The 21,537-nt window shown below is 51.1% G+C and carries 18 protein-coding genes; 9 read left to right on the top strand and 9 right to left on the bottom strand.

Annotated elements, in window-relative coordinates:
• Positions 1–142: 142 nt before the first annotated feature.
• The 4 genes from sanA to preA all read left to right on the top strand — a co-directional run bounded on the left by sanA (position 143) and on the right by preA (position 3,807).
• A complete protein-coding gene (gene sanA / locus HV229_RS08775) occupies positions 143–862 on the top strand; it encodes an outer membrane permeability protein SanA (RefSeq protein ID WP_016153714.1) in 720 nt (239 codons plus the stop codon).
• Positions 863–864: 2 nt separating this feature from the next.
• Complete coding sequence (locus HV229_RS08770) at positions 865–1,104, top strand: DUF2542 family protein (protein WP_016153715.1); 240 nt, start codon at positions 865–867, stop codon at positions 1,102–1,104.
• A gap of 232 nt (positions 1,105–1,336) precedes the next feature.
• Complete coding sequence (locus HV229_RS08765; protein ID WP_047500987.1) at positions 1,337–2,578, top strand: NAD(P)-dependent oxidoreductase; 1,242 nt, start codon at positions 1,337–1,339, stop codon at positions 2,576–2,578.
• On the top strand, positions 2,572–3,807 hold the full coding sequence (gene preA, locus HV229_RS08760; RefSeq protein WP_016156976.1) for an NAD-dependent dihydropyrimidine dehydrogenase subunit PreA: 1,236 nt from the start codon (positions 2,572–2,574) through the stop codon (positions 3,805–3,807). The genes HV229_RS08765 and preA overlap by 7 nt, the downstream gene beginning before the upstream one ends.
• Positions 3,808–3,864: 57 nt before the next feature.
• On the opposite strand, the gene mglC is transcribed toward preA, so the two are convergent.
• From mglC to folE, 6 genes are all read right to left on the bottom strand, one after another.
• Entirely contained in the window at positions 3,865–4,875 is a 1,011-nt protein-coding gene (mglC, locus tag HV229_RS08755; protein WP_003027393.1) for a galactose/methyl galactoside ABC transporter permease MglC, read from the bottom strand.
• A gap of 15 nt (positions 4,876–4,890) precedes the next feature.
• A complete protein-coding gene (gene mglA / locus HV229_RS08750) occupies positions 4,891–6,411 on the bottom strand; it encodes a galactose/methyl galactoside ABC transporter ATP-binding protein MglA (RefSeq protein ID WP_016153718.1) in 1,521 nt (506 codons plus the stop codon).
• 71 nt (positions 6,412–6,482) lie between these two features.
• Entirely contained in the window at positions 6,483–7,481 is a 999-nt protein-coding gene (mglB, locus tag HV229_RS08745; RefSeq protein ID WP_181547288.1) for a galactose/glucose ABC transporter substrate-binding protein MglB, read from the bottom strand.
• A 293-nt stretch (positions 7,482–7,774) separates the two neighbouring features.
• Complete coding sequence (gene galS, locus HV229_RS08740; protein WP_016153720.1) at positions 7,775–8,800, bottom strand: HTH-type transcriptional regulator GalS; 1,026 nt, start codon at positions 8,798–8,800, stop codon at positions 7,775–7,777.
• A gap of 144 nt (positions 8,801–8,944) precedes the next feature.
• Positions 8,945–10,102, bottom strand: a complete 1,158-nt coding sequence (yeiB, locus tag HV229_RS08735) for a DUF418 domain-containing protein YeiB (protein WP_016153721.1) — start codon at positions 10,100–10,102, stop codon at positions 8,945–8,947.
• A 14-nt stretch (positions 10,103–10,116) separates the two neighbouring features.
• Positions 10,117–10,785: a GTP cyclohydrolase I FolE gene (folE, locus tag HV229_RS08730; RefSeq protein WP_003027410.1), complete on the bottom strand. Its 669-nt coding sequence runs from the start codon at positions 10,783–10,785 to the stop codon at positions 10,117–10,119.
• 321 nt (positions 10,786–11,106) lie between these two features.
• On the opposite strand from folE, the gene fghA reads away from it, so the two are divergent.
• Together fghA and HV229_RS08720 are read left to right on the top strand one after the other, a co-directional pair.
• Positions 11,107–11,943 (top strand): S-formylglutathione hydrolase, encoded by an 837-nt coding sequence (gene fghA / locus HV229_RS08725; RefSeq protein WP_016153722.1) that lies wholly within the window; start codon positions 11,107–11,109, stop codon positions 11,941–11,943.
• Between the two features lie 348 nt (positions 11,944–12,291).
• Positions 12,292–14,277, top strand: coding sequence for a ligand-gated channel protein (locus HV229_RS08720; RefSeq protein ID WP_016156980.1), 1,986 nt, complete (start codon positions 12,292–12,294; stop codon positions 14,275–14,277).
• A 65-nt stretch (positions 14,278–14,342) separates the two neighbouring features.
• On the opposite strand, the gene lysP is transcribed toward HV229_RS08720, so the two are convergent.
• Entirely contained in the window at positions 14,343–15,812 is a 1,470-nt protein-coding gene (gene lysP / locus HV229_RS08715; RefSeq protein ID WP_016153724.1) for a lysine-specific permease, read from the bottom strand.
• A 203-nt stretch (positions 15,813–16,015) separates the two neighbouring features.
• On the bottom strand, positions 16,016–16,888 hold the full coding sequence (gene yieE, locus HV229_RS08710; protein WP_016153725.1) for a DNA-binding transcriptional regulator YeiE: 873 nt from the start codon (positions 16,886–16,888) through the stop codon (positions 16,016–16,018).
• Positions 16,889–17,132: 244 nt separating this feature from the next.
• Here yieE and HV229_RS08705 point away from each other — a divergent pair, with 244 nt between their 5' ends.
• The 3 genes from HV229_RS08705 (at position 17,133) to HV229_RS08695 (ending at position 20,202) form a co-directional block, all read left to right on the top strand.
• Positions 17,133–18,182 carry a YeiH family protein gene (locus HV229_RS08705; protein WP_016153726.1) on the top strand — a complete coding sequence of 350 codons (1,050 nt, stop codon included), beginning with the start codon at positions 17,133–17,135 and terminating at the stop codon, positions 18,180–18,182.
• A 71-nt stretch (positions 18,183–18,253) separates the two neighbouring features.
• Complete coding sequence (gene nfo, locus HV229_RS08700) at positions 18,254–19,111, top strand: deoxyribonuclease IV (protein WP_053388823.1); 858 nt, start codon at positions 18,254–18,256, stop codon at positions 19,109–19,111.
• Between the two features lie 2 nt (positions 19,112–19,113).
• Positions 19,114–20,202 (top strand): sugar kinase, encoded by a 1,089-nt coding sequence (locus HV229_RS08695; RefSeq protein ID WP_047359177.1) that lies wholly within the window; start codon positions 19,114–19,116, stop codon positions 20,200–20,202.
• A gap of 43 nt (positions 20,203–20,245) precedes the next feature.
• On the opposite strand, the gene HV229_RS08690 is transcribed toward HV229_RS08695, so the two are convergent.
• The gene (locus HV229_RS08690) at positions 20,246–21,496 is read right to left on the bottom strand and encodes a NupC/NupG family nucleoside CNT transporter (RefSeq protein ID WP_016153729.1); all 1,251 of its coding nucleotides are present in this window, start codon (positions 21,494–21,496) and stop codon (positions 20,246–20,248) included.
• Between the last annotated feature and the right edge of the window lie 41 nt (positions 21,497–21,537).

Here is a 21,537-nt window from a genome sequence, read left to right as displayed (position 1 = left end):
GGTTGTCGGCCAGATTTGCTGTTGCTACCATCCAACAGGGCCGTTTTGCTGAAAATCCCCTCAATCAGATTGCTGTTTCTTGCGCTACGTCTTCCGGTACAGTAGCCTGATTGAAATTCCATCCAAATAACGAGTTTTCTGCATGTTAAAGCGCGTGTTTTACAGCCTGTTAGTCCTGGTAGGCTTGCTGCTTTTGACTGTGCTTGGGCTCGACAGGTGGATGAGCTGGAAGACGGCTCCCTACATCTACGACGAATTGCAGGATTTACCCTACCGCCAGGTCGGTGTGGTCCTGGGCACGGCGAAATACTATCGCACCGGCGTCATCAACCAGTATTACCGCTACCGCATTCAGGGCGCATTGAACGCCTATAACAGCGGAAAGGTAAACTATCTGCTGCTGAGCGGCGACAACGCGCAGCAAAGCTACAACGAACCCATGACGATGCGTAAAGATCTGATTGCCGCCGGCGTCGATCCCGCTGACATCGTGCTTGATTACGCCGGGTTCCGGACGCTCGATTCAATTGTACGAACCCGCAAGGTGTTCGATACCAACGATTTCATCATTATTACTCAGCGATTCCACTGTGAGCGCGCCTTGTTTATTGCGCTGCATATGGGCATCCAGGCCCAGTGCTATGCGGTGCCCTCACCAAAAGATATGCTCACCGTGCGGGTACGTGAATTTGGCGCCCGCTTTGGCGCACTGGCCGATCTCTATATTTTCAAACGTGAACCCCGCTTTTTAGGCCCGCTGGTGCCCATCCCTACCATGCATCAGGTACCGGACGATGCACAGGGATATCCGGCGGTCACGCCTGAACAACTACTCGAATTACAAAAGAAACAAGGAAAATAAGCATGGATGTACAAACCCTTTTCGTCGTGTTGGCCTTTCTGCTCATTCCCGTATTTTGTTTTCGCGAAGCATGGAAAGGCTGGCGCTCTGGGGCAGTAGATAAAATTAAAAAGAATGCGCGCGAACCGGTTTACGCTTATCGCAATCAAGAGCCCCTGCAATTTTGGTCTTATGTGCTGGTTTATGCCGGGTGCGGATGTTTATCCTTCGGGATGGTTATTTACTTAGTCTTTTATCGCTAAAGAATTTTCCTTTATATTAGCATTTGAGAATAGCTAATATTTTGATAATAGTTACCATTTCAATGTAAGGGATTAATGCTGCCCGCCAGCATTTCCCTCAGACTATCTTCTATTTGTGAATCCTTTCACAGAATACTCTTCCTGCAGTGCTTAGCCTTAAGAATAGCCTTCACTTTTTATATTTTGTTATTAACGGTTTGCCTTAATTTACTCAAGCATTAAGGAAGAAAATATGCCACAACAAAATTATCTGGATGAGCTCACGCCTGCTTTTACCCCATTATTAGCAATAAAAGAGGCTTCCCGCTGTTTATTATGTCACGACGCCCCCTGTAGTCATGATTGCCCGGCGCAAACAGACCCAGGGAAATTTATTCGCTCTATTTATTTTCGTAATTTTAAAGGCGCTGCCGAAACTATCCGCGAAAATAATGCGCTCGGTGCGGTGTGCGCCCGGGTTTGCCCAACCGAAAAATTATGCCAGCGCGGATGTACGCGCTCAGGAATTGATAAACCTATCGATATTGCACGTCTGCAACGCTTTATTACCGATTTTGAACAGCAGACCGCAATGAAAATCTATCAGCCGGCAACAAAAACGCTCGGCAAAGTAGCTATCATCGGTGCGGGCCCGGCAGGGTTACAGGCCAGCGTAACGCTAAGTAATCTTGGTTATGATGTGACAATCTTCGAAAAACAGGCCCAGCCAGGTGGCTGGTTGCGTTATGGCATTCCAGAGTTTCGTCTGCCGCAGGCAGTTTTGGATCTTGAAATTGCCCGTATCGTTGAAATGGGCGTGACCATCAAGTGCAATTGTGAAGTCGGCAATGCCCTTTCCGTTGAGCAACTCAAAGCAGAATACCGCGCCGTACTGGTTACCGTAGGGATGTCTTACGGTTCAACGTTGCCTCTGTTTGAGAGGGCGAATCACGTCGAAATCGCCGTCGATTTTCTGCAACGAGCCCGGCAATCCAACGGCGATATTACCGTCGCACAAAGTGCATTAATCATCGGCGGTGGCGACGTGGCGATGGATGTCGCCAGTACGTTGAAGCTGCTGGGCTGCCCGTCAGTCACCTGTGTCGCGCGTGAAGAACTCGCCGACTTCCCGGCCAGCGACAAAGAATTCAGCAGCACACAGGCTTTAGGGGTGTCGATAATTGACGGCTTCACGCCCGTGGCGGTTAGCGGAAATCGAGTCACCTTTAAGCACGTACGCCTGCCAGGAGAACTCACGCTTGAAGCCGAACAGATTATTCTCGCCGTCGGCCAACATGCTCAGCTTGATAATTTCGCCGCGTTAAAGCCACAGCGCAATCTTATCGATACGCACAATTATCAAACCGCCGATCCGGCTCTGTTTGCTGCGGGCGATATTGTTAAAGGCGATAAAACCGTTGTTTACGCCGTGAAAACGGGAAAAGAAGCCGCTCAGGCCATTCATCACTATTTAGAGGGAGCTTGCTCATGTTAACGAAAGATCTTTCTATTACTTTTTGCGGCGTCAAATTCCCCAACCCGTTCTGCCTCTCTTCCTCTCCGGTGGGCAACTGTTATGAAATGTGCGCCAAAGCCTATGATAGCGGCTGGGGTGGCATTGTTTTTAAAACGATCGGGTTCTTTATTGCTAATGAAGTCTCCCCACGTTTTGACCATCTCACCAAAGAAGATACCGGCTTTATTGGCTTCAAAAACATGGAACAAATTGCCGAGCATCCGCTGGAGGAGAATCTGGCCGCAATTCGTCGACTGAAACAGGACTACCCGGACAAAGTCCTGATTGCGTCGATTATGGGGGAAAATGAGCAGCAATGGCAGGAACTGGCCCGCCTGGTTGAAGACGCGGGTGCCGACATGATCGAGTGTAACTTCTCGTGCCCGCAAATGACCTCACATGCCATGGGTAGCGATGTCGGGCAAAGCCCTGAGCTGGTTGAAAAGTATTGTCGGGCCGTTAAACGCGGCTCGTCCCTGCCGATGCTGGCGAAAATGACACCGAATATTGGTGATATGTGTGAGGTGGCTCTGGCAGCAAAACATGGAGGTGCCGACGGTATCGCGACCATCAATACGGTTAAATCCATCACGAATATCGACCTGAACCGAAAAATCGGGATGCCGGTCGTCAACGGTAAATCCAGTATTTCCGGCTACTCCGGCAAGGCCGTTAAACCTATTGCTTTGCGATTTATCCAACAACTGCGCATGCACCCTGAACTGCGCGATTTCCCGATCAGCGGCATCGGGGGAATTGAGACCTGGGAAGATGCCGCCGAGTTTTTACTGTTAGGCGCGGCCACGCTGCAGGTGACCACCGGGATCATGCAGTATGGCTACCGGATTGTGGAGGACATGGCCAGCGGGCTGTCACATTACCTCGCCGATCAAGGGTTTGACTCACTGGAGGAGATGGTTGGTCTTGCCAATGCCAATATCATCCCAGCGGAGGATCTTGACCGTAGCTACATCGTCTACCCGTACATCCATCTTGATAAATGCGTTGGCTGTGGCCGCTGCTACATCTCCTGTTATGACGGCGGACATCAGGCGATGGAATGGAATGAGGAAACCCGCACACCGCATTGCAACACAGAAAAATGTGTGGGATGCCTGTTGTGTGGTCACGTTTGTCCGGTAGCCTGTATTGAGCTGGGTGAAGTGAAATTTAAACCCGGTGAGAAAGAGCATGCGTTAACGTTGTAACGCTGACAAAAAAGCCCGGTACAGATTACGCTGCACCGGGCTTTTTGCGGTATACGATTACTTCTTACGCGCGTACTTCAGTGAGTCCAGCGCGACCGCGAAGATGATAATGCCGCCCTTGATAATGTACTGCCAGTAAGGGTTCACGCCAATGTAGGTCAGACCGTAGTTGATGACGGTGAAGATAATCACACCGGTCACCACGCCAAACACGGTCCCTACCCCGCCGCTGAACGACACGCCGCCAACCACGCACGCCGCAATCGCATCCAGCTCATACATAAAGCCGAGGTTGTTAGTCGCCGAGCCGATACGCCCGGCTTCGAGCAAACCACCGAAGGCATAAAACACGCCAGACAACGCATAGATGATCAGCAGGTTCAGCGCAACGTTGACCCCGGACACTTTCGCGGCTTCAGGGTTTCCGCCGATGGCGAAAATGTTTTTACCGAAGCGGGTCTTGTTCCACAGCACCCAGACAAACGCCACCGCAATCAGCGCATAGAAGGTAATGTAGGAGAGGCGGAAACTACCCAGCGCAATAAAGCCCTGTGCGAAGGTGGAGAATCCGCTGTCAAAGCCAGAAATTGGTGATGCGCCGACAAAGTCGTAGTACAGGGAGTTGATCCCGTAAACGATGATCATCGTACCCAGGGTGGTAATAAACGGCGTCACATTCAGATAAGCAATGATAATACCGTTCACCAGACCGATAATGGCGCCAATCACGCAAACAATCAGCACGACTACGATGATTGGCATTGTAGCCATTTCCGGGAACACCTTGTTGGCGTTCTCCATCGACTGTAGCAAGGTTGCCGCCACGACTGCCGCCAGGCCAACCTGACGTCCCGCCGACAGGTCTGTCCCTTGGGTAACAATCAGCCCGGCCACACCCAATGCGATAATAATACGCACCGAGGATTGCGTCAGAATATTACTCAGGTTCAGTAAGCTTAAGAAAGTGGGATCCTGGAAAATAATAATCGCCAGTAAAACCAAAAGAACAACGTAAATTCCGCCTTCTTTCAGATAAGTAAGAAAACTTTTCTTATTTAACGCACTCATGAGGAGCCCCTAATCTTAAAGGTGCAAAGACGCAAGACGGAGGATTTCGTTTTGCGTTGTTGTTTTAGTGTCAACAATTCCGGCAACGAGACCATTGCTCATCACCAGAATACGATCGGTAATACCTAGCAGCTCCGGCATTTCAGAGGAAATAATAATAATCCCCTTATCCTTTTTCGCGAGTTCAGCAATCAGCTGATAAATTTCAAATTTCGCGCCAACATCGATACCACGCGTGGGTTCATCTAACATCAGGATTTCTGGCTGCGTTAATAACCAACGACCAATAACCACCTTTTGCTGATTACCACCGGACAGTGAACCGATTTGTGTTCGATGGCCCGGCGTTTTCACCCTCATTGAGTCAATTACCCACTGGGTATCACTCTTCATGCGGGAATTATCCAGCAGACCAACTTTATTTTTATAGTTTTGGATATTGGAGATTAACGAGTTAAAACCAATATCCAGATACGCGTAAATACCGGTTGAGCGGCGCTCTTCCGTGACCAGTGCAAAACCATGGTTAATGGCCTCATTTGCGCTGTGGTTATTAATCTTTTTGCCGTGTAGCGTAATCGTACCCGATGATTTCTCTCGAATACCAAAAAGCGTTTCAACGATATCGGTACGTTTTGCGCCGACCAGCCCGGCAATCCCGAGAATTTCCCCTTTGTGCAAATCAAACGAGATATCACGAATCGACGGCTGACGCAGCGAGGTCAGGTTACGCACTTGCAGAATGACTTCACCGGGTTTGTTTTCTTTATCCGGAAAACGTTGGTTCAGTGAACGGCCGACCATCATGGAGATGATCTTATCCATATCCAGCCCTTCCAGCGGCTGGGTCGCAATCCACTGACCATCGCGCAGCACGGTAATTTCATCGCATAGCTGGAAGATTTCTTCCATCTTGTGAGAAATATAAACAATACCGCATCCACGCTCTTTCAGCTTACGGATAATGGTAAACAGATGATTAACTTCTTTCTCGGTTAACGATGACGTTGGCTCATCCATGATGACGATTTTTGCGTCATAGGAGAACGCTTTCGCAATTTCAATCATCTGCATTTGAGAAACGGATAATGTACCAACACGCGCACGCGGATCGATATCAATATCCAGCTCATCAAATATCGCTTTGGTATCGCGGTACATTTTGTCCTGATCGACAAACATGCCTTTGGTGGGATAGCGTCCCAGCCACATGTTATCCATCACAGAACGTTGTAATACCAAGTTTAATTCCTGGTGTACCATCGAAATACCATTTTCAAGCGCTTCTTTAGCAGAATGAAAATCGATTTCTTTACCCTGAAATAAAATACTACCGGAATCTTTTTGATAGATACCGAAAAGACATTTCAATAATGTTGATTTCCCCGCGCCATTCTCCCCCATTAAGGCATGAATGGAATGTGGGCGGACTTTTAAATTGACATTATCAAGAGCCTTAACGCCGGGGAAGGACTTGTTGATGCCGGTCATTTCCAACAAGTATTCGCCTGACGACTGAGTATGTGTGCTGACCATAATTATACCTTGTTGGCCTTGCAGAGTGCGTTATTAAGGGCGCAATGACATTGCGCCCAAAGACGGAGTATTTACTTATTGGTAAACTCTGCCAGATTATCTTTATCGACACCTACGTACGGAACGCGAACAATTTTGTTCTCAATTTTCCAGTTAGTGCCATCTGCCGCACCTTTACCGTCAGCCAGGTTTTTCGCCAGATCGAAGGTGGCTTTCGCCTGGTTGTTGGCGTCGTTCAGCACGGTACCAGCCATTGCGCCAGATTTCACCAGAGCCAGCGCTTCAGGCAGCGCATCCACACCAAATACCGGTATGCTGGTTTTGTTGTGCGCTTTCAGCGCTTCAACTGCGCCCATTGCCATCGCATCGTTGTTTGCGATAACCACTTCGATTTTGTTGGCGTTCGGACCGGACATCCACGCATCCATTTTATCTTTTGCCTGAGCGGTATCCCACATTGCAGTATCTAACTGCAGTTGCTCAGTTTTAATGCCTTTATCGTTCAGCTCTTTAATCACGTAAGTGGTACGTGCTTCAGCGTCCGGGTGTCCCGGTTCGCCTTTCAGCAGAACAAACTGAATTTTGCCGTCTTTGTTCAGGTCCCAGTTCGGGTTCGCTGCCCAGTGTTTGGCGATCAAATCACCCTGAATAATACCGGACTCTTTAGAGTCGGTACCGACGTAAAACGCTTTGTCATAGCTGTCCAGCGCCTTACGAGAAGGTTCTTTGTTAAAGAACACGATCGGTACGTTCTGCCCTCGTGCTTTTTCAATGACCGTGCCTGCCGCTGCCGGGTCAACCAGGTTAATCGCCAGTGCTTTAACGCCTTTTGCCAGCAGCACGTCGATCTGGTCGTTTTGTTTGGACTGGTCGTTCTGCGAGTCATTCATCAGCAGTTGTACATCTGGCGCCGCTTTGGCATCTTTTTCAATAGCCTTACGTACTACAGACATAAAGTTATCGTCATACTTATAGATAGTTACACCAATGCGGGTATCAGCAGCGTGCGCAGCCGCGCCGAATAACATGCTTGCCATTACAGCAGACAGGGTCAACACCTTCTTATTCATGGTATCTCCGGTTTTATTATGCAGGGTAGTACTTGAGATAAATGCTCGGCAGGCAGAACGTTACTGAAGTGTTACTGAACGCCGAAGCTCACTTTTAAAAAATATTTCTTCCGTGTCTGGCAACGCTCCAAAAACAGGCTTTAATTTTTGTTTAAGGCACCTTTACCTCGGTGAAAGTGATTATTCACCGTTACATAGTAGTTACAGCGCAACAAACAGTGTCATCATAGCTATCGCATTGTTAATATACTGTGAATTTACTCACATATTGAAAGCGGTTACATCGCGCAACGTTATGAGTTAGTGATCGGTGCCGCATTCTGCCGTAGCGCCACTGAATGGCGACGCACCAGCGTCGGCATAAAGCAATGCGTCGCCTCCGGGTCTAACGTGCCTGCAGCCCCCTGTAGCGCAAGCTCCGTCGCCATTTTTGCCATTGAGGCAATGGGATAGCGTACGGTGGTCAGTTGCGGATCGGTGTAACGCGCGATAGGAATATCATCAAAGCCAATGATAGAAAGGTGTAATGGAATAGCGATGCCGTTGTCTTTTAGCGCGGTCAGCGCGCCGGCAGCCATATTGTCGTTATAGGCGAAAACCGCCGTCAGTTGTAAGTTACGTCCCAGCAGTTCTACCATCGCAGACTCTCCGCCTTGCATATCGGGCGAACCGGTGCCGACCCAACTTTCTGCCGCAACAATCCCCTGCTCTTTCAGGGCTGTTAACCACCCTTCTTTGCGCATGGTGTCATCTTCAATGCGATGGCTTGACGCCAGATAACCGATGCGTTGATGACCATTATTCAGCAGCATTCGGGTCGCCATTTTGGCACCGCTGATGTTATCCAGACAGACGCAGCGGTGGGCGTAACCCGGCACCAGACGATTTATCAGCACCATACCGGGGATCTGATCCATAAACTCGGCGAGTTCCCGATCGCTCAGTGCTTTCGAGTGTACAATCAGTGCGTTACAGCGCTGACGAATCAACACCTCAATGGCATGACGTTCTTTTTCAGCCTCATGATAGCTGTTGCCAATCAGGACATACTTCTGATGCTGCTGGGCAACCATATCCACGGCTTTTACCAGCGCGCCAAAAAAGGCGTCTGATACATCCATGACCACAACACCAATCGTGTCGCTCACCTGCGTCGCCAGCGCTTGCGCGTTGGCATTAGGTCGATAGCCCAGCAGAGTAACTGCCTTCATTACCGCTTCACGCGTATCGGGACTCACCAGCGCACTGTTGTTCAGTACGCGGGAAACGGTCGCTACAGAAACGCCAGACTGTCGTGCCACATCACGTATGGTGATCATATTCACTGCCCTGTTTTAGATTGCGGTTGCCCGCAGACACCCCAGGCTGGGTATTTTGTCAGCACAATGAAACGCACTGCGTGAGAGATGTCACAGGAATGAAAGCGCTTACATCCGTTTTGTTAATGAATGTGATCCAGATCGTTATCTGGATGTACGCGGCAATGATGTCCCCGCAGCACGCAGGGTTAATTGACGCCACAGCCATTCCACCGGGCCCTGGCGGTAAAAACGTAGCCATATGACGGAGAAAAGTAGGTTAACGGCCCAAACCGGAATGACGAAATACAGCAGCTCAAGTCGGTCAAATTTCATAAATAAGCCGACCTGGTAAAACAGCGTGGTGCAGATTAAGGTTTGTAACAGATAGTTAGTTAATGCCATGCGCCCCACACAGGCGATGGCAATGACCCATTTTAAGCGGCTAAGCTGCGGCCAGAAGCCGAACATCAGCGCGGCGTAACCAATGGTTTGCAACGGCGCGCCCAGCTCTCGCGGGGCTTGTAGCAAGAAGGCACACCAGCGATATGCCCAGTCCAGATGCCACTGAGCGACGATAGCAGGCAGGTTAATCGCCATCCCGAGAATGACCAGCAGTACACCGGTGCGTCGGTAATGCTGTAAGCTGTACTGCCCTTTTAACCAACCGCTGCGCATCAATGCCGCGCCGAGCAGCATCATCCCCGCCAGTTGCCAGCCGTACTGTGCGCCCAGCGCCAGCAAGCTATTGGACATCATATCCACGCGATTGCTGACGGCTTCCATTCCACCGTTTATTTTCCAGTATTTTTCATACAGCAACGCTGAGGCATCCGGCGTCCAGGCACGACTGGTTTCACTCCCGGAGATTACCCCCAGCAGCAGCAATACGCCAACGCCCACCAGATAAAGCAGTACGCCGGTGTTAAATAAGCTTTTTACCGACGGCGCATCACGGATCAACCGCCAACAAATCAGGCCGATTAAGCCATATGCCAGCAGGATATCGCCATCCCAGAAGAGTAAACCGTGCATAAAACCCAATAGAACCAGCAGCGTAAGCCGCGACTGGATCCAGCGTTTGCCGCGCGGGAGCAGCATTTGCAGACCGGCACCGAACAGCAGCGCAAACAGCGTGAGGAATTTTACCTGCGCAAAGAGATCGAGCAGCGCCCAGGTCCAGGCGTCGGATAAGGTGATGTTGCCATACCACGCGGGATTGAGGTATGCCGCCTTTGGCAGGCCAAAGGCGCTAATATTGAGAAGCAGGATACCAAGAATGGCGACGCCACGAATAAAATCCAGCGTGACATTACGCTCCATGGTCCCTGCCCTAATCAGTTGTGATGACGTACTGCGCGCAGGAATTCCTGACGCGTGTTCTGGCTGGACTTAAACAATCCGCCAAGAGAAGTGGTCGTGGTCGCACTGGTCGCATCGCGAATGCCACGCGCTTTCACACAGTAATGTACCGCATCAATCGACACCGCCACATTATTCGTCCCGAGAAGCGTTTGCAGCGCGGTGAGAATTTGCTGGGTGAGACGTTCCTGTACCTGCGGACGCTGTGCGAAAAACTGCACAATGCGGTTAATCTTCGACAGACCAATAACCGAATCTTTCGGGATATACGCCACCGTCGCTTTGCCATCGATAGTAACAAAGTGGTGTTCGCAGGTGCTGGTCAGCGTGATATCGCGGACCGTGACCATCTCGTCCACCTTCATTTTGTTTTCAATGACGGTAATTTTCGGGAAGTTGGCGTAGTCGAGGCCGGAGAAAATCTCATCGACATACATTTTCGCAATGCGATGCGGAGTTTCCATCAAACTGTCATCGCTCAAATCGAGATTGAGCAACTGCATTATCTCGGTCATATGGCCCGAGATAAGACGTTTGCGCGTTTCGTTATCCATCTCTTGCACGGGCGGGCGTAGTGGCGTTTCAAGACCACGCGCGACCAGCGCTTCATGAACCAGGGCCGCTTCTTTACTGAGTGATGACATTTCTTCTTCTCCTGCAGGTGGGGCGCCTCTGCCCTGCATGGGGCAAAGTTTTTAGGCTGTGTCACAGCCAGAACATTGTGCGTGAGGCGGCGCACATAATCCAGTATTCACCGCGATAATTATTGAAATTGGCACAGCCTTTCAGCGTAGCGATTTCACTTGTCGTTCTACCCGGCGACGTCGAGTGTTAATGTAAAGTTATATAGATGATGAAGTATGTTTGCTCAATGCGGAAGTGAAAGTTGCTCACAGTGCCATGAATAATCTGTATTATGGTGAGTTCGCAAACATATTCAGGTTCAACACAACAAGGAGCCCCGCATGGAAATGCTTGAAGAGCACCGCTGTTTTGAAGGCTGGCAGCAACGCTGGCGTCACGACTCCGCCACGTTAAATTGCACCATGACCTTCAGTATTTTTCTTCCTCCCCCGCGCGATAACACCCCGCCTCCGGTGCTGTACTGGCTGTCGGGTCTGACATGCAATGATGAAAACTTCACGACTAAAGCCGGCGCACAACGCATTGCGGCTGAGCTGGGCATTGTACTGGTGATGCCGGACACCAGTCCGCGCGGCGAACAGGTTGCCAATGATGATGGCTACGATTTAGGCCAGGGGGCGGGATTTTACCTCAATGCCACCCAACAGCCGTGGGCAACGCATTTTCGCATGTATGACTATCTGCGTGATGAGCTGCCGGCACTGATTCAATCGCAGTTTAACGTCAGCGATCGCTGCGCCATCAGTGGACACTCCATGGGCGGTCACGGCGCATTGATTATGGCGCTGAAAAATCCCGGGAAATACACCAGCATTTCCGCCTTTGCACCGATCGTAAATCCTTGCCGCGTTCCGTGGGGGGAGAAGGCTTTTAGCGCGTATCTGGGTGAAGATAAATCACAGTGGGCCGCGTGGGACAGCTGCGAGTTAATGTTGGCCAGCAAGCCCGCAGACGCGATTCCGACGCTTATTGATCAAGGAGACAGCGATCAGTTTCTCGCCGATCAGCTGCAACCCGCGGTACTAGCCGAAACGGCCCGTCAAACCGCATGGCCAATGACGCTACGCATCCAGCCAGGTTACGACCATAGCTATTACTTTATTGCGTCGTTTATTGAGGATCACCTGCGCTTCCACGCCCAGTATTTGTTGAAGTAACGCCTGAGTGAGGGCGCCAGCCCTCTTCATTTCTCCATCATTCCTTCACTTTTTCTCCTTTTTTCTTTTTCCACTATCCTATTGATTTAAAAAGCATTACCCTCAAAACGAGATCAAACACAAATGATTTCGATTATCATTTGTGTTTACAAATATTCATACTTTTGTACAATCCATTCGCTTCTTTACTGAAAAGAGTCCTTAAAAGACAAATACATACAATTGTCATGGCCTTTCACATGACGCGCTGATCGTTACCCTAAATAATTCGAGTTGTATGAACGCGCGTAGCCACGCATCTGCAACTTGAAGTATGCCGGGTAAATTCATTTAAATGGAATGATACAAATGACTATACCTCACGTTAAGGCTGTAGCTGCCGCAGTATGCGTCGCCAGTCTCCCATCACTCGGGCATGCCGCTGAACAAGACACCGTGGTGGTTACCGCCACCGGCTTCGAACAGAAAATTCAGGACGCTCCCGCTTCGATATCTGTTATTACCAAGCAGCAGATTGAGGACAAAGCCTATCGCGATGTTACCGATGCGCTAAAAGATGTCCCTGGCGTCGTCGTCACCGGCGGGGGTAGCAGCAGCGATATCAGTATTCGTGGTATGGCTTCGCAATACACGCTCTTCCTGGTCAACGGTAAACGCATCAGCACACGCGGCACACGTCCTAACAGCGACAACTCAGGTATTGAGCAAGGTTGGCTGCCGCCACTGGAATCCATCGAGCGTATCGAGGTAATCCGTGGCCCAATGTCATCTCTGTACGGCTCCGATGCGATGGGCGGCGTCATTAACGTCATCACCAAGAAAGTGTCGAATACCAAAGCCTGGACCGGCTCTCTGCACGGCGATGCCACTTTCCAGGAAGACAGAGACTCCGGCGATATTTATCAGACCAACGCCTATGCGTCTGGGCCACTGATTGACGGATTACTCGGCGCAAAAGTGACCGGATTATTCTCTCATCGGGCAGAGGACAAAATCCTCAATGGCTACAATGAACAGCGTATGCGTAACGGGGGCTTAACCCTGAACTTTACGCCAGATGATAAAAATGACATCGACTTCGATTACGCACGTGAACTGCAGGATCGCGACAGTACGCCAGGCAAATCCATGGCCGAGGAAAGCTGCCGCAACGGAAGCTGCAAGCCCAACAGTAAAAGCGAAAACAAGTATGTGCACACAACGTATTCACTAACCCACAGCGGTTATTACGACGACTTCAACTCCACCAGCTATGTCCAGCAGGAAGAGACCGAAAACCCAGGTCGCCAGATGAAGTCCTACAACACGATTTTCAATAACCAGAACCAGGTCTTCCTTGGGGCGCACACCCTGACGTTGGGCGGGCAATACCGTTATGAAAAACTGAGTGATAACGGCAACCAGCTGCAAGCTGCTGATGGACTGAACAAACTGACCCGCTGGAGCTGGGCGCTGTTTGCTGAAGATGAGTGGGCCGTTACCGATACCTTCACGCTGACTGGCGGTCTGCGTATGGATAAAGATGAAAACTACGGCGACAACTGGACGCCGCGCGGTTATGGCGTATGGCATCTGAGCGATCAATGGACCTTAAAAGGCGGCGTTTCAGCGGGCTATCGCGCACCGGATCTGCGCCAGTCGTCTGCCAGTTGGGGACAGGTCACCGGCGGCGGTAGACTGAACGGAATCATTGTCGGCAACCCGGACCTGAAGCCGGAGAAAAGCCTCAGCGAAGAGATCGGTTTACTGTGGGATAACGGCAACGATCTCAACGCGGGCGTCACGCTGTTCAATACTGACTTCAAAGACAAAATCACCGAAGTGCGCCGCTGTAACAGCAGCTCCGATCCGGCCTGTACCATCGGCAATACCCACTATGACTTCGTCAGCGATCGCGTTAACGTCGATAAAGCCAATATGCGCGGCGTAGAATCCACTTTCGGCTGGAAGATGACTTCCGACATCAACTGGACGGCGAACTACACTTACACGGAATCTGAACAGAAAAGCGGTCAGTTCTCCGGTCAGCCATTGAACAAAATGCCAAAGCATATGTTCAACACCACGCTGGACTGGCAGGCCACGCAGGATCTCGGTTTCTGGAGCCGTCTGAATCTGCGCGGGAAAACGTCTGAATACCTGAGCCGTACCTCCATGGCGCAGGGCACCCCATCCTATACTCAGGTCGATGTTGGTTTGCGCTACTATGCTAACAAAGATCTGCTGATGACCGCTGGCGTGTATAACGTGCTGGATAAGCAAATCGATTACGATACCTACGACACTGTTCTCGATGGTCGTCGTTACACGGTTGGCCTGACTTACAGCTTCTAAGTCTGGCGCAATAAAAAAACCCCGGCACTCATCATGCCGGGGTTTTTGTTATGCTTTTTATACTGTTATTTCTTCACGCGATCCGGGAATTTCATTTCGCTGTAGCGAACAAAATGAGTTCCTTTCGCCAGCTTATAGCCAAACCAGATAATCAGGAACAGCGGGATACCGATATAGGTTGCCATCACGCCGCCCCAGTCAATGCTATCTTTCAGGAACGCTTCGTAGTTCTGGCCCAGAGTGATAATCAGGCACAGCACAAAGGCGAAGATCGGACCCAGCGGGAAGAAGCCAGAACGGTACGGCAGATCCTTAACATCGTGACCCTGCAACACATAACCGCGACGGAAACGATAGTGGCTAATAGCGATCCCCAGCCAGGCGATAAAGCCCGTCATCCCGGAGGTGTTCAGCAGCCAGAGGTACACGGTCTGGTTACCAAACATCGAGGTCAGGAAACACAGCCCCGCCACCACGGTCGTCGCATACAGCGCGTTACGCGGTACGCCGCCACGAGACAGTTTGCCGAAAATACGCGGCGCTTTACCGTCGCATGCCAGGGTGTAAAGCATACGCGTGGAGGCATACATCCCGGAGTTACCCGCTGACAGTACCGCCGTCAGGATAACCGCGTTCATTACTGCTGCGGCTGACAGCAGACCCGCATGCTGGAATACCAACGTGAACGGGCTAACGCTGATGTCTTTCACATCGTTGCGCAGCAGGCTCGGATCGGTGTACGGGATAATCAGGCTGATAATCAAAATCGCGAACACATAGAACAGCAGGATTCGCCAGAACACCTGACGCACCGCACGTGGAATGTTCTTTTCAGGATCTTCAGATTCGCCTGCCGCGATACCGATCAGCTCAGTTCCCTGGAAGGAGAAGCCGACGATCATCGCCACGCCAATCATAGCGGCAAAACCCCCGGCAAACGGTGCATCACCGGTCGTCCAGTTGCTCCAGCCCACCGGCTGAGTACCTTTGAAGATACCGAAAATCATCATCACGCCAACCACGATGAAGATAATTACAGTGGTGACTTTGATCAGCGAGAACCAGTATTCCGCTTCACCAAATCCGCGAACGGAAATGTAGTTCAGCAGGAAGATAACGCCGAGGAACAGTGCGCTCCAGATCCAGCCCGGCGTGTCCGGGAACCACCAGCTCATCACCAACTGTGCGGCCACCAGGTCAACGGCAATCGTTACCGCCCAGTTGTACCAGTAGTTCCAGCCCAGCGCGAAACCAAAGCCTTCTTCTACGTAGTTTTGACCGTAAGTGGAGAACGAGCCGGAAACCGGCATATAGGCAGCCAGTTCACCGAGGCTGGTCATCAGGAAGTACACCATCAGACCGATCAGGATATAAGAGAACAACGCGCCGCCAGGACCCGCCGCAGAAATAGTTGCACCAGATGCAACGAAAAGACCTGTACCGATGGAGCCTCCAATGGCAATCATCGTCAGGTGACGCGCCTTCAGTTCACGACGTAGCGTGGGCGCTTCTGTGGTTTTAGTTTCGGAAACCATGTGAAAATGCTATCCATCCAAAAAATGAGGCGCGATTGTAGCAGACGAAATGGCATTCTTCCGGCACAAATGCGCTGTTATAAGAGACCTTCATGACTGGCCGCGGATTATAAGTAAAGCAGAAAATGAGCAGCACAAGGCGGTTAAGACGTAACAGCCATTATGGATAGGGTGACCTGACGAGAGTTAGCGCGCTATTCGCCCTACTCAACCTGGTCGCTGTAATATAAAAAACGCGTAATGGCATTGGAGATATGTTTTTGCCGGTGATGAACGCGCCAGAGAGTGCGCACTAAACGCGGTAGTGGCACGGTAACTTCGCTCAGCGTCCCTGCCTGTAACTGCTCCGCAATGACCCGACGCGACAAACAGCTGATCCCGAGACCATGGCGCACCGCATGCTTAATGGCCTCGGAGTTCCCCAACTCCATCGCCATCTGAAATCTTGGCAGATGAGACAACAGCAGGTAATCCACCAGTTCACGCGTCCCCGATCCTCGCTCACGCAGGATCCACGGCGAAGCAGCCAGCTGTTCCAGCGTAACGGGCCCCTTTGTGAGCGGTGACGACGGTGCGGCAAACACCACCAGTTCGTCCTCCAGCCACGGTTCAGAGATGATTTCCGTACTGTGACACGGCCCTTCAATCAGCCCGATGTCTACCCGAAAATCCAGCACCGCATTGATCACGTCCTGGCTGTTGCCCACGCTAAGTTCCAGCGGCAAATCGGGGAAGTCCTGGCGATAACGGGCGATCATGGCGGGCAGAATATAATTACCGATGGTGCTACTGGCATAGACCCGAATGGCGCCATTATCTTTGCGAAAAAGCTGTTCGATTTCGGTCGTTTGCTCAAGTAACGCCAGCGCGCGCGGATAAAGCAAGCGTCCGTGTTCGTTAACCACCAGCCGTTTGCCAACACGGTCAAACAGTTGCACGCCAAGTTGCCCTTCCAGATCGGTAAGTGCCGCACTCACCGCCGACTGCGACAATGCCAGCATGACAGATGCCTGGGTCGTTGAGCCGCTTTTTAGTACCTCAGCAAACACTTCAAGTTGTCGCAGGGTGATATGCATAGTCGTTTTCCACCGGATAGCCGTTACTTATACCCTAAATAATTCGAGTTGCAGGAAGGCGGCAAGAGAGAGCATCCCCCGGAGCGTACTTAAGTACGTGACTGGGGTGAACGAGCGCAGCCAACGCACATGCAACTTGAAGTATGACGGGTATACCACTTATATAGATTAATTATAAATATATAATCAATTTTATTTTTAAACCACTTCGCCTTACTCTTTTACCCAGATAAAGGAGAAGGATATGACAGAACTCACCTTACAGACTCATCGTCGTACAGCGTGGCATTTTATTCCGGGGCTTGCCCTGAGTGCAGTTATCACTGGGGTCGCCTTATGGGGAGGATCCATTCCCGCCGTCGCAGGTGCCGGGTTCAGCGCCCTCACCTTAGCCATCTTATTGGGGATGATTCTCGGCAACACCGTCTATCCGCACATCTGGAAAAGCTGTGACGGCGGCGTGCTGTTCGCGAAACAACATTTATTACGTCTGGGGATTATCCTCTACGGTTTCCGCCTCACCTTCGCGCAAATTGCTGACGTCGGCGTCAGCGGTATCGTGATTGATGTGTTAACGCTAAGCAGTACCTTTATGATTGCCTGTTTCCTGGGGCAGAAAGTATTTGGTCTGGACCGTCACACCAGCTGGCTGATTGGCGCGGGTAGCAGCATTTGTGGTGCCGCCGCCGTGCTGGCAACCGAACCAGTGGTGAAAGCAGAAGCCAGTAAAGTGACCGTCGCTGTCGCCACCGTGGTTATCTTCGGTACTATCGCTATCTTCCTGTATCCGGCGATGTATCCGTTGCTTTCACACTGGTTTAGCCCAGAAACCTACGGCATTTACATTGGCTCCACCATGCATGAAGTTGCACAGGTTGTGGCTGCCGGGCACGCCATTAGCCCGGATGCGGAAAACGCCGCGGTTATTGCCAAAATGCTGCGCGTCATGATGCTGGCACCGTTCCTTATCCTCCTGGCCGCACGCGTTAAACAACTGTCTCCGGCCACGGGCGGTGAGAAGAGCAAAATAACCATTCCATGGTTTGCCATCCTGTTCATTGTGGTCGCAATTTTTAACTCGTTCCACCTGCTGCCACAGTCAGTAGTGAACATGCTGGTAACGCTGGACACCATTTTGCTGGCAATGGCGATGGCGGCCCTGGGGTTGACCACGCACGTTAGCGCGCTGAAAAAAGCTGGTGCCAAACCGTTACTGATGGCCCTGCTGCTGTTTGTCTGGCTGATTGTGGGTGGCGGTGCGATTAACGTCGCTATCCACGCGCTGATGGCATAAACGATCACGACTCACCTCTATTAACCCGCTATACTCTCCCTTTTTGTATTTGAGTATGGCGGGTTAAATTTATGAAATATATCGGAGCGCACGTAAGCGCCGCTGGCGGTCTGGCTAACGCCGCTATTCGAGCCGCAGAAATCGAAGCGACCGCATTCGCCCTGTTCACCAAAAATCAGCGCCAGTGGCGTGCCGCGCCGCTGACCACCGAAATCATTGATGATTTTAAATCTGCCTGCGAGAAGTATCATTATACTGCCGCCCAGATCCTGCCTCACGACAGTTACCTGATTAACCTCGGCCATCCGGTTAGCGATGCGCTGGAAAAATCACGTGATGCGTTTATAGATGAAATGCAGCGCTGTGAACTGCTGGGCTTATCCTTGCTGAACTTTCACCCGGGCAGCCATTTGATGCAGATCCCGGAAGATGAGTGTCTGGCGCGCATTGCCGAATCCATCAACATCGCCCTTGCTCAGACCCAGGGCGTTACGGCAGTTATCGAAAATACCGCCGGACAAGGCAGCAACCTTGGATTTAAGTTTGAGCACCTTGCCGCAATTATCGACGGCGTCGAAGATAAGTCCCGCGTCGGCGTCTGTATTGATACCTGCCATGCCTTCGCGGCCGGTTACGATTTGCGCTCCGTCGAGGAATGCGAAAAGACGTTTGCGGAATTTGAGCGTATTGTCGGCTTCAGGTACCTACGCGGTATGCACCTGAACGACGCCAAGAGCGCATTTGGCAGTCGCGTTGACCGTCACCACAGCTTAGGTGAAGGCAATATTGGCCACGAAGCCTTCCGTTGGATCATGCAGGACAATCGTTTTGACGGCATTCCGCTGGTGCTCGAAACGATTAATCCGGATATCTGGGCAGAAGAGATTGCCTGGCTGAAAGCCCAGCAAACAGAAAAAGCGGTGGCATAATCATGAACGACAGGGAAAAGCAGATCCTTAAGATCCTGCGTCGCAATCCGTTGATTCAGCAGAATGAAATCGCCGATATTTTGCAGATCAGCCGTTCACGCGTTGCTGCGCATATTATGGATTTGATGCGTAAAGGCATGATTAAAGGTAAAGGTTATATCCTTACCGAACAGGATTATTGCGTGGTTGTCGGGGCGATCAATATGGATATTCGTGGTGTTGCTGACATCCACTATCCTCAGGCTGCCTCTAACCCTGGTAACATTCACTGCTCGGCAGGCGGCGTGGGACGCAACATCGCCCACAACCTGGCGCTGCTGGGCCGTGACGTCCACTTAATTTCCGCTGTTGGCAGTGATTTCTATGGCGAAACATTGCTGGAACAAACGCGTCAGGCCGGTGTTAACGTTTCCAGTTGCATACGCCTGCATGGACATAACACCTCAACTTACCTGTCGATCGCTAATCAGCAGGAAGAGACCGTACTGGCAATTAACGATACCCATATCCTGCAACAACTGACGCCGCAGTTACTGAACAGTTCGCGAGATTTGATCCGCCATTCCGGTGTCGTACTGGCAGATTGCAATCTGACTGCCGAAGCCATTGAGTGGGTCTTTACTATTGCTGATGATATTCCGGTATTCATTGACACCGTTTCAGAGTTCAAAGCGGCAAAAATGAAGACCTGGTTTACGCGTATTCATACGCTAAAACCAACGCAGAAAGAGCTGGCGATTTTGTGGGGTCAACCTATTCATTCAGATGCCGATCGCGTACTGGCCGTTAATAGTCTCCATCAGCAAGGGGTAAAACGAATCTTTGTTTGCCTGGAAGATGAATCCGTTTTTTGCAGCGAAAAGGACGGAGAACAGTTTTTACTGACGCCTCCTGAGCATACGGTTGTAGACAGTTTTGGCGCCGACGATGCTTTTATGGCGGGATTGCTTTACAGCTTTCTGGAAGGTAGTGAATTTCGTGAAAGCGCTCACTTTGCCATGGCCTGCGCGGCATTATCGCGAGCCAGCGTCAGCATCAACAACCCAACCCTCTCAGCAGATAACGCCTTGTATTTGCTGCAAACTGCTTAAATGTAATGCCGGATGGCGCTACGCGTATCCGGCATTATTGTCGCTATGCCAGCCCGATAAAGAAACCGGCTATAGTGGCGCTCATCAGGTTTGACAGCGTTGCTGCTGCCAGCGCGCGCATGCCAAGCTGCGCGATTTCCGGGGCACGCTGTGGCGCTATCGCCGAAAATGCCCCGACGACAACGCCAATCGAACCAAAGTTAGCGAAACCGCACAGCGCAAACGAGATAATCGCAATGGTCTTCACATCCAGCGTTCCACCCGCTTGCAGATACGGCGAGAAGTTGAGATAAGCGACAAACTCATTAATCGCCAGCTTCTGTCCGATCAGGCTGCCTGCCAGCGTCGCATCGCCCCAGTCCACACCCATAATCCACGCCAGCGGGGCTAGCGCATAGCCAAAGATCCCTTCCAGAGTGGCGTGACCAAAGCCAAACCACCCACCAATTCCGCCAATAATGCCGTTAATCAGCGCGATAATGGCGACAAATGCCATTACGACCGTCGCCACGCCAGCAGCAATTTTCAGCCCGGTCATCGCTCCGCTCGCCGCTGCTTCGATGATGCTTTTCGGTGGCGTTTCAGTAAATGACAGGTTCTCAAAGGTGACGCGAGATTCTTCAGTTGCCGGACTCAGCATACGCGCGAACAAAATACCGCCAGGAATTGCCATCAACGATGCCGCCAGCAAATAGTCAATCGGAACGCCCATTCCGGCGTAACCAATCATCATTGAGCCAGCAATCGAGGCCATCCCACTACAAATAGCGGTAAACAGCTCATTGCGATTCAGTCGGTCAATAAACGGCTTCACGATCGCCGGGATCTCGTTTTGACCGAGGAAAATCGTCGTTACGGCGACAAATGACTCGATCTTACTGATGTTCAGCGCTTTCTGGAAAATACCGCCGAGGATGCGGATCAACAGCCCCATCACGCCAATGTAGTAGAGAAGACTGATCAGTGCGGTCACAAAAATGATGGCCGGTAGCACCCGAAAAGCGAAGATAAACCCGGCTCCGTCAAACAGCACATCCATTTTTGGCCCTACCAGAGAGCCAAAGATAAATGCGCTTCCCGCGTCACTGTATGACATCACCTTGTGGACACCGAGCGCAGCCTGTTCAACCAGCCATTTTCCCGGTGGGAAATACAGCATAATGCCGCCGATTGCGATTTGCAGTACCAGTGCAGCCCCGACCGTGCGCAGACTTATACGTTTTTTATTTACTGACAGCAGAAACGCGATGGCCAGTAATACCACCATACCCACAACACTTCTCATTATATCCATAATGAAATTCCCTTCATGCCAGGAAACCCGGCGTTATCGCC

It is taken from the genome of Citrobacter sp. RHBSTW-00524 (assembly GCF_013747755.1).
Lineage (GTDB): Bacteria > Pseudomonadota > Gammaproteobacteria > Enterobacterales > Enterobacteriaceae > Citrobacter > Citrobacter braakii.
Note: the sequence above shows the minus strand (reverse complement) of the source record. Positions and strands in the feature narration are given on the sequence as shown.

Coding starts and splice junctions, on each gene's coding strand:
- sanA (WP_016153714.1), top strand. CDS start 143: ATGTTAAAGCGCGTGTTTTACAGCCTGTTAGTCCTGGTAGGCTTGCTG.
- HV229_RS08770 (WP_016153715.1), top strand. CDS start 865: ATGGATGTACAAACCCTTTTCGTCGTGTTGGCCTTTCTGCTCATTCCC.
- HV229_RS08765 (WP_047500987.1), top strand. CDS start 1,337: ATGCCACAACAAAATTATCTGGATGAGCTCACGCCTGCTTTTACCCCA.
- preA (WP_016156976.1), top strand. CDS start 2,572: ATGTTAACGAAAGATCTTTCTATTACTTTTTGCGGCGTCAAATTCCCC.
- mglC (WP_003027393.1), bottom strand. CDS start 4,875: ATGAGTGCGTTAAATAAGAAAAGTTTTCTTACTTATCTGAAAGAAGGC.
- mglA (WP_016153718.1), bottom strand. CDS start 6,411: ATGGTCAGCACACATACTCAGTCGTCAGGCGAATACTTGTTGGAAATG.
- mglB (WP_181547288.1), bottom strand. CDS start 7,481: ATGAATAAGAAGGTGTTGACCCTGTCTGCTGTAATGGCAAGCATGTTA.
- galS (WP_016153720.1), bottom strand. CDS start 8,800: ATGATCACCATACGTGATGTGGCACGACAGTCTGGCGTTTCTGTAGCG.
- yeiB (WP_016153721.1), bottom strand. CDS start 10,102: ATGGAGCGTAATGTCACGCTGGATTTTATTCGTGGCGTCGCCATTCTT.
- folE (WP_003027410.1), bottom strand. CDS start 10,785: ATGTCATCACTCAGTAAAGAAGCGGCCCTGGTTCATGAAGCGCTGGTC.
- fghA (WP_016153722.1), top strand. CDS start 11,107: ATGGAAATGCTTGAAGAGCACCGCTGTTTTGAAGGCTGGCAGCAACGC.
- HV229_RS08720 (WP_016156980.1), top strand. CDS start 12,292: ATGACTATACCTCACGTTAAGGCTGTAGCTGCCGCAGTATGCGTCGCC.
- lysP (WP_016153724.1), bottom strand. CDS start 15,812: ATGGTTTCCGAAACTAAAACCACAGAAGCGCCCACGCTACGTCGTGAA.
- yieE (WP_016153725.1), bottom strand. CDS start 16,888: ATGCATATCACCCTGCGACAACTTGAAGTGTTTGCTGAGGTACTAAAA.
- HV229_RS08705 (WP_016153726.1), top strand. CDS start 17,133: ATGACAGAACTCACCTTACAGACTCATCGTCGTACAGCGTGGCATTTT.
- nfo (WP_053388823.1), top strand. CDS start 18,254: ATGAAATATATCGGAGCGCACGTAAGCGCCGCTGGCGGTCTGGCTAAC.
- HV229_RS08695 (WP_047359177.1), top strand. CDS start 19,114: ATGAACGACAGGGAAAAGCAGATCCTTAAGATCCTGCGTCGCAATCCG.
- HV229_RS08690 (WP_016153729.1), bottom strand. CDS start 21,496: ATGGATATAATGAGAAGTGTTGTGGGTATGGTGGTATTACTGGCCATC.